Raw genomic sequence first — 6830 nt, forward strand, 5'->3', positions numbered from 1 at the left:
ACAGGCTTGCCGTCGTGATCGTTCGTTGCCAGAAGGAGGAAGGCCTGGGGAAGGTTCAGCTCCGCCGCCTTCGATGTCTCAGCGTTCATACGACCATGGTGGCGCAGTCGGGCAGCCACCACAATGACGATTCACAAGCCGGAGACCAAAATGCCTGTTCGCAAACGAAATTGCATAGTACATTAGGTGCAACCTGCCTTGCAGAGTGATGTGCGTTACAGATAGGGGTCCGGATTTGAACACCGACGCGGTCGATCTTGAAGCCAGTACAGGAGCCACCAGCGGCGCCGGGAAGTCTTCCCCGGCGTGGCTCGGTGATGCGCTTCCTGACGTTCCGCTGTCCAAAGCCCAAAGCCGGGTGGTCGATGTCATCGGCCGCAATCCGCAACTCTCCTCGTACGCCGACATCGCCGAGATCGCCCAGCGCGCCGATGTCAACAACTCCACGGTAGTCCGCGCCGCCCAGCACTTGGGCTACCGGGGCTGGCCCGATCTCCAGCGGGAACTGCGCTCCCGGTACCTCGTGGTGATCTCCACCGAGGACACCCTGACTGAGCACGGCGAGCACCGCAGTCCCCTGCATGACGCGCTCAACCACGACATCGAGAATCTGCGCCTGACACTGGATTCCAATACGGCCAACGACGCCGAGGAAGCAATCGCGGCCATGGCCGCCGCCAAGTCCATCACCGTCGTCGGGATGGGCTCTTTCGCCGGCCCCGCCAGCGTGATGGCGCACCTGGGCTCCACCATGGGCTACCCCATCACTCTGGAGAACCGCGGCGGCGTCCACCTCGCTTCCAGCACCAACACCCTTGGCGAAGGAGATGTCCTGGTGGTCATAAACATGTGGCGCTCGATACGGCAGATCATCGTCGCCGCCGATGCCGCCAAGAAGGCAGGCGCAACGGTGATTGCTATCAGCGACATGCGCCGCGGCCGCTTGGCCGCTGCGGCTGACCATCTCCTGGTGGTGGCCTCGGAAGGAATCTCCTTCTTCCAGTCCGTCACAGCGACAAACTCTTTGGTTTACGGTCTGCTCGCGGGCATGGAGGCAGCGCACCCCGAACGCAGCCGCGCCGCCATCCGCCGCACCCAGCAACTGTGGAAAGACCTGGACATCTACCTCGACTGACCCCCGGACCCCAAATTCTTCCACCCTCCACCCGCATACTTCAGGAGAAGTTCATGAACACCAGCACCGACCGCCGCATAGCCGTCATTGGTCTCGGAGCCATGGGCGGAGCGATTGCTGCCACTCTCGACAAAGCCGGCTGGGACGTCACTGGATTCGATCCCTCCGCGTCCGCCAGGATTACCGCTTCCGACGCGGGAATTCCCACCACGGCAAGACTTGCCGATCTCGCCGGTACTCCGTACGCGGTTCTCTCGTTGCCCGCAGCCAGCATCGTGGACTTCACCGTTCCGCAGCTTCTGGCGGCAGCAGGGACCGTCGCGATCATTGACACCACCACCTCCGAACCGGGCACCAGCAAACGGATGGCCGCCCTTGCCGAAGCACAAGGGGCTGCCTTCGTGGACGCCCCGGTCTCCGGTGGCCGCGACGGAGCCGCAACGGGATCCTTAAGGGCCTTCGTCGGAGCAACCGACGCCGCTCTTGCGGCTGCCGAGCCTGTCCTGCTCGCCCTCACCGGCGGCAAGTACATCCACATCGGCGGCCCCGGCAGCGGCAACGTGGTCAAGCTCCTAAACAACATCCTGGCCGCGGCGAACCTGGTCTCCGTGGGCGAGGCCCTCGGCGTAGCCAAGGCCTACGGCATCGATCCTGCCACAGCGGCGGCGAGCATCAGTGAGGCCTCTGGCGGCAGCAAAGTCTCCGCGAACATGTATCCCAACTGGGTGCTCTCCGGCACCCACGATTCAGGCTTCTCCCTTGGCCTGATGGCCCGCGATGCCGCCCTCGCTGTTGACGTCGCGGCCCAGATCGGCGAAAGCCCGGCCCTGCTGGCAGCCGTCGCCGTCCAGTGGCAGGACGCTCTTGCCGTCCTTGGACCGCGCGCGGACTTCACCGAAATCGCCAGGACCATCGCCCCGTCCATCTCGCCCGCAGGCGCACCCACGCCGCACCCAGCGCAGAAAACGCAGCAAGCGGCACCATCGCCGTCGGCTGATTCCCCTGCCTCCAACCTCGAAGGAACAGCACATTGAACATCGCCACGGCACCTACCTCCTCCTCGGCAGCTACTGCCCGGGCGGTCCTGGACGCAGCCTTCCCGGCTGGCCTCGGCGCCTTCGTTGACGGCCGGACCATGCCCGGCAGCGGCGAGAGCATCACGCTCACTGCGGCGGCGACCGGCGAACCGTTTGCCACCTATGCCGATCCCGGCGCCGAGGGCGCCAACGCCATACTGGAGAGCTCGACGGCGGGTGCAGCGGCCTGGGGCGCAATGAACGGCTTCGAACGGGCAGCAATCCTGCGCAACGTCAGCCGCGCGGTGGAAGCACATGCGGAGGAACTTGCCATCCTCGAGTCAGCCACTACCGGCAAACCCATCCGTGACGCCCGCGTCGAGTCTGCCAAAGTGGCTGAAATGTTCGGCTACTACGCGGGCTGGGCGGACAAACTGACGGGGCAGACCATTCCCGTTCCCGGGCCGTGGCACACTTACACCGAGCGTGTTCCGTGGGGCGTCGTCGTCGCCATCACACCGTGGAACGCGCCCCTGTTCACGGCGGGCTGGAACTCCGCCGCCCCGCTGGCGGCTGGCAATGCTGTGGTCATCAAGCCCAGCGAATTCACGCCGGCCTCTTCGGTCCGGCTCGCCCAGCTGGTGCACGAAGCGGGGCTACCGGCAGGCGTGTTCAACGTGGCGACGGGACTGGGCCGGACCGTTGGTGCCGCCCTCACCACCGACCGGCGCGTTGGCAAAGTCAGCTTCATCGGCTCGGTCCCCACCGGACGACGGGTGGCTGTCGCGGCCGCGCAGGCCGGGATTCCCGCTCTGCTGGAACTCGGCGGCAAAAGCGCGAACATTGTGTTCGCCGACGCCGACCTGGACCGTGCCGCCGACGGTGCCATCTCTGCGATCTTCTCGGGTGCAGGACAGTCATGCGTCGCCGGATCACGACTCCTGGTGGAGCGGAGCGTGTACGCGCAGTTCATCGAGATGGTGGCCGAGCGGACCGCGCGGCTGCGCATCGGGGACCCGCTCAGCGCGGACACCGAAGTTGGCCCGATCATCACAGCCCAGCAGTTCGCCACCGTCAACTCCCTCATCGAGGCCGGACTGAACGACGGCGGACGCCGGGTCACCGGGTCGACGCTTCCGGATGCACTCGCCGGGTCCCCACTGGCCCGCGGACACTGGGTCATGCCGACCCTGCTCGACGGAGTGACGCCCGAGAACCGCCTAGAAACCACGGAAGTTTTCGGTCCCGTACTCGGGGCAGACTCGTTCGACACGGAAGCGGAGGCCATTGCGAGGGCAAACAACACCAGCTTCGGCCTGGCCGGTGCTGTGTGGACCTCTGATGTCTCCCGCGCGCACCACATCGCCCGCAAGGTGAAGGCCGGCACGTTCTGGATCAACTCCTACAAAACCATTCACGTGGCAGTTCCGTTCGGCGGCTTCGGCGATTCCGGCCACGGCCGTTCTTCCGGTCCCGGAGTCCTGGACGAGTACACCCAGACGAAGGCCATCTGGGTGCCCACGCGTGCAGCAGGCTCTCCCTTCCCATCGCTGTCCTACTAGAACAGGCAGATACTGATGAAACTGACAGACACAACCCCCGCCGTGGCGACCCTCCGCAGGGCCCTTGCCAACGGTGTCGAGGACTGGAAGCCACGGGTCCAGACCATGGCGCGGGAAATCCACGCCCACAAGGAGGTGTCCTTCGAGGAGGTCCGCTCAGCGGAAGCGGCAGCAGCACTGCTGGCCGACGGCGGCTTCAAGGTTGAGCGCGGGACCAGTGGTCTCCCCACGGCCTTCACCGCGAGCGCCGGCAGCGGCGAACTGACGGTAGCTCTGTGCGTGGAATATGATGCGCTCCCCAACATCGGGCACGCGTGCGGGCACAACCTGATCGCGGGCGCCTCCGTCGCCGCCGCCCTTGCCCTGCGACCGTACGTGGATGAGATGGGCATCACGCTGAAGGCCATCGGAACGCCAGCCGAGGAGCACGGCGGCGGCAAGGCCCTCCTGCTGGAACGCGGAGCGTTCGACGGCGTCGGCCTGGCACTGATGGTGCATCCCGTCCAGGACGGCCTGACGTATAACCCGGCAGGCACCAGTGCCCAGGCCGTGGGCCGGTACAAGGCGACCTTTACAGGTAAAGCAGCACACGCGGCGGCTGCCCCGCATCTCGGCGTGAACGCCGCAGACGCCGCCGTGCTGAGCCAGGTCGCCATTGGTTTGCTCCGCCAGCAGATCCCCGGGGACCACCGCATCGCGTGCTTCGTCGCCGAAGCCGGGCACGTCACGAACATCATTCCGGAACGGGCGGTGGTCCAGTTTGAATGCCGGGCCTTCACTCTGACGGAATATGAGGCCTTGCTCGAACGCATCCGCCGCTGTTTCGAAGGGGCCGCACTGGCTACGGGGACAACGCTGGCCGTCGAGGCAGCAGAGCCCCTCTATGAACCCCTGCTTCAGGACAACGGGCTGGCTGCGCACTGGACCGAGGCCATGGAGGCGTTCGGTAAAGACACCTCGCCCTCGGCCGGCCTCAGTGGCGGCTCAACCGACATGGGCAACATCTCCCAGGTCATCCCGTCTCTGCATCCCTGGCTAAGCATTCCCGGTGCGGACGTACCCATCCACTCACACGAGTTCGCCGCCCTCGCAGACTCCCCGGAGGCGTACGGCGTGATGTTCGAGGCAGCCACCGCGCTGGCCTGGACTGTCGCCGCCGCGGCCTCAACCCCCACCGAAAGAGCACGCTTCATCAAAGCGGCATACCGCCGTCGTACTTTCACCCAGGAAGGCACTTCATGAGTACCAGCACCACAACCGCGCGGACAGACAAAGCTGGTGCCCGACTGACGCTTCCGGTCGCTGCTTTGGCCTTTGTCATTGCCTTAGCCGTCCAGCTGATCGGCCAGGCCAAGATTGACCTCGGAATCGGCGCAATCGTCATCTTCCCCATGGTCTGGGGCCTCGTCCTGGGACTCTTGGTCTCCGTCCAGAAGTTTAAGCCGCTGGGCCTGGACCTGCAGCGGATCGCGGCCGCCCTGGTGGGCGTGGCCGTTCTGCTCCTTGTGGCCAGGCTGGCGTTCAACATCGGCCCCAGCCTGCCCAGCCTGATCAAGGCCGGCCCCGCCCTGCTTCTGCAGGAAGTAGGCCACCTGCTGGGCACCATCGCGCTGGCCCTCCCCTTGGCTGTTCTGCTCCGGATGGGAAAGGCAACGGTAGGGGCCACGTTCTCCCTTGACCGCGAACCGTCATTCGCCATGGTCTCCGAAAAGTACGGTCCCGATTCGGACCAGTACCGGGGCGTGCTGGCCATGTACGTTTTCGGAACCCTCTTTGGCGCCGTGTTCATCACGCTGCTCACCTCGCTGGTGGCGAACTGGAAGATCTTCGACCCTCTGGCCCTGGCCATGGGCGCCGGCGTGGGGTCCGGTTCCATGATGGCGGCGTCCTCGGCCAGCATTATCGCGGCCTATCCCGGGGACCAAGAAGCCATCCTCGGCATGGCGGCAGTGTCCAACCTGATCACCACCATCCTCGGCGTCTACGTCGGAATCTACATCGCGCTGCCGCTGGCGGACCGTTTCTATAAAGTCCTCACCCGCAAGCAGACCCGCGAAGCCGCGGCCGTCACGGCAGGGGCCCCCGGCGAGCGCGGCCGGGCCGACGTTGAGCGGGAAGAGGCCCAGGCCGAAGAAAACCGCCGGTTCCGCGAACAGGTCGTCGCGTCCTCGGCAGCCATCAAGCTCCCGCTGTGGCTGTCCCTGTCAGTCCTTACGGTCCTGGGCATCGGCACTGCCTCGGTGGCGGCCAAAGGATTCAGCCTGACGATTGTCGGCGGGTACGGAATCATGCTCGCCCTGGTCCTGGTCAGCATTGCCCTGGCGAAGATCACCAGGAAAATATCGGCGATCGTCTTCATCACCACCATCGGCGCCTACATCTCCAGCCCCTGGTTCTTCGGTGCAGCAGCTCTCACCACCGTCATCAAGTCGGTCGACTTCCTCTCCATCGCGACCGTCATGCTGACGCTCGCGGGTCTGTCCCTGGGCAAGGACATCCCTTTGCTGAAGACCATCGGCTGGAAAATCATTCCCGTGGGCCTGGTCGCCATCACCGCGTCCTTCCTGCTCTCTACCGTGATCGCGGAGTTCGCGTTGGGGCTTTGGCACTAGCCATCGGTGCCGCTTTCTTGCGGCAGCACGGAGCGGGCGACGGCGGGAGCTCCCGCCGTCGCCCTATTGCGTTCAGCGGGGTGCCTCAAGGGCGGATCCACCAGTCAGGCCAGCCAACGGCCTGGGCCGCGTCGCCAGAGGGTTCATCAAGGTACTCGGTGACGCTTACGCCTGCGCGAGACGATAGTTTTGTGCGATGACTGCTAGTTACAGGTACGACGTGGAGATCCTGCATCTGCCCGTGTCGTCGGCGCAGGCTTACTTCGGCCGCGAACGCGAAAGCGCAGCCGACGTCCCCGCGGCAGACGCCGAGCAAGCGGACTCGTGGCCGGCGGCGGGCTGCCGGAGTTCGCGCAGCTGGCAACTCCCCCGCTTAGCGATTTCAGCAGCATCACAAGGTTGGGGCTTCTGCCTCCGCCAGTCTGATCAAACGAAGTTCGTCCTCCACCGCGCGGGAAGGCCAATAGTCCTTGGATAGCTCTCCTGAGCGGCTTCGATCTGCTGC

5 protein-coding genes and 1 pseudogene are annotated in these 6830 nt (G+C 65.3%); all 6 read left to right on the forward strand.

Features of this window, described 5'->3' with window-relative positions; translation table 11 throughout:
* Nucleotides 1–235: 235 nt before the first annotated feature.
* Nucleotides 236–1135, forward strand: coding sequence for a MurR/RpiR family transcriptional regulator (locus tag AC50X6_RS18565; RefSeq protein ID WP_494967610.1), 900 nt, complete (start codon nt 236–238; stop codon nt 1133–1135).
* A gap of 53 nt (nt 1136–1188) precedes the next feature.
* Nucleotides 1189–2169 carry an NAD(P)-dependent oxidoreductase gene (locus tag AC50X6_RS18570; RefSeq protein WP_494967611.1) on the forward strand — a complete coding sequence of 327 codons (981 nt, stop codon included), beginning with the start codon at nt 1189–1191 and terminating at the stop codon, nt 2167–2169.
* Complete coding sequence (locus AC50X6_RS18575) at nt 2166–3713, forward strand: aldehyde dehydrogenase family protein (protein ID WP_494967612.1); 1548 nt, start codon at nt 2166–2168, stop codon at nt 3711–3713. The genes AC50X6_RS18570 and AC50X6_RS18575 overlap by 4 nt, the downstream gene beginning before the upstream one ends.
* Before the next feature lie 15 nt (nt 3714–3728).
* Complete coding sequence (locus tag AC50X6_RS18580) at nt 3729–4955, forward strand: amidohydrolase (RefSeq protein ID WP_494967613.1); 1227 nt, start codon at nt 3729–3731, stop codon at nt 4953–4955.
* Entirely contained in the window at nt 4952–6325 is a 1374-nt protein-coding gene (locus AC50X6_RS18585; protein ID WP_494967614.1) for a DUF3100 domain-containing protein, read from the forward strand. The genes AC50X6_RS18580 and AC50X6_RS18585 overlap by 4 nt, the downstream gene beginning before the upstream one ends.
* A gap of 196 nt (nt 6326–6521) precedes the next feature.
* Nucleotides 6522–6647 (forward strand): annotated as a pseudogene (locus AC50X6_RS18590) (molybdenum cofactor biosysynthesis protein); the annotation flags it as partial.
* Between the last annotated feature and the right edge of the window lie 183 nt (nt 6648–6830).

It is taken from the genome of Pseudarthrobacter sp. HLT1-7 (assembly GCF_059383435.1).